Raw genomic sequence first — 1,452 nt, forward strand, 5'->3', positions numbered from 1 at the left:
GATTAAGATTGTTTAAAGTTCCTGTGCTCATAAACGAATATTTCTGCTCCAGATTGGATAATATTGTTTCTATATTAAAATTTTGTTCTCCAAGCTCAACCTTAATTTGAACAAATGCCTCTTTATATTTTTTGTTGTCTTTTCCAATTTCTTCAACTATTTCAGATGTCATCTTTTCAATTGCGGGAACAATAAGTGATTTATTATTCTTCGATGCTAGAGAACTTCCAGCACCAAAAAGAAATCCTATTTTCTTTTTGTCAGAAACTAATATCTGTTGAATACCTCTTATGTATTCCGACGGATCGTGTTTTAACTTATACATGGTATTTATCTTTAATCACTAATTATAGAAAAAGCAAATAAAACATTTTCACAAACGTCTCAGCAGGGTTAGAGATGTCAAAGACGTCGCCACTGATCAGCAAAACATCTATATGTTCCTGCTGTATGGTTACCAATAGCCAATCCCGATATGCCAATCTGCTGTATGGAGTATTTTCATAAAAAAGTCTGATTAAAAGAATTATATGATCCAAATTTCAACATAGCTATAATCATATTTTGTAAGCTACAATTAAATGTTAAAACATACAATGATAATTCACCTGTTTAATAACATTATTCAATTTAAAATGAGGGTATTTTATATTTATTTTCTGTCATCAATATAATTATATTAATAAATACCCCCGAATAGTTCAATATTTGACAATAAGCAACATCGAATTATATAAAGATTCCCTTAAATACCTTCGAATAAATAAGCCTCTGCGAGGCTGCGCGTATTTAGGGTGATGGTATGTCTTTTCTATAAACATGTGACCCCGCTGGGGTCATTCCAGGCGGGAAATAGTCGGTTTATATTCGCCGCGGCGAACCCTTCTTATATCTGGCTTCAGATAAATATTGACTGTACTTGGTGGTTGGTCAAAGACACAACCACGGCCGCTTCGTAGGTCAGGAAAGAAAATAATTACCAGCTGTTCTCTATTGTATTGCACGAAATCATTCTAATCATAAAAATCAGGTAAATCAGTGGTTCAGACAATGAAAAGCCAGGTCTCCCCCTAGCCAACGCCTAAGGAAAGCCATATATATTCCGCCTCTGTTCCGCCTACCTTCCGGGTATATTCCGCCTATGTTCCGTGTGCTTAATAAAATAGAGAGGGATAAAAAACAAAAAGAGAAACACCGCTTGCGTGATGTTTCTCTTTTTCTACCTGTACCTAGTCCCGATAAATATCGGGACGGAATCGAACCGACACACCTCACGGTACCAGCTATAGTGAACGCTATCCAGGCTGCTATGGATAGGTTTGAATCAATTTTTCAATGATCTCAGGGTATTGTTTAAGATTTTTAATATAAACGCTACTTTTCATGCGTTTGATATGACTCTCGATTTTGCGCGCCTGCTCATAATACAAATCAGGTATCAAAAGAAATACT

Annotated in this window: 1 protein-coding gene and 1 pseudogene; both read right to left on the reverse strand. The window is 35.5% G+C overall.

All coding sequences use genetic code 11. The features are described 5' to 3' along the window. On the reverse strand, window positions 1-325 hold a 325-nt coding region (locus QZ824_RS11635), incomplete at its 3' end, for a hypothetical protein (RefSeq protein WP_291276182.1). Between the two features lie 37 nt (window positions 326-362). After that, window positions 363-505 (reverse strand): annotated as a pseudogene (locus tag QZ824_RS11640) (metallophosphoesterase); the annotation flags it as partial. Window positions 506-1,452 lie beyond the last annotated feature (947 nt).

Origin of the sequence: Flavobacterium sp. (assembly GCF_021151785.1) — a bacterium.
Taxonomy (GTDB): Bacteria; Bacteroidota; Bacteroidia; order Flavobacteriales; family Flavobacteriaceae; genus Flavobacterium.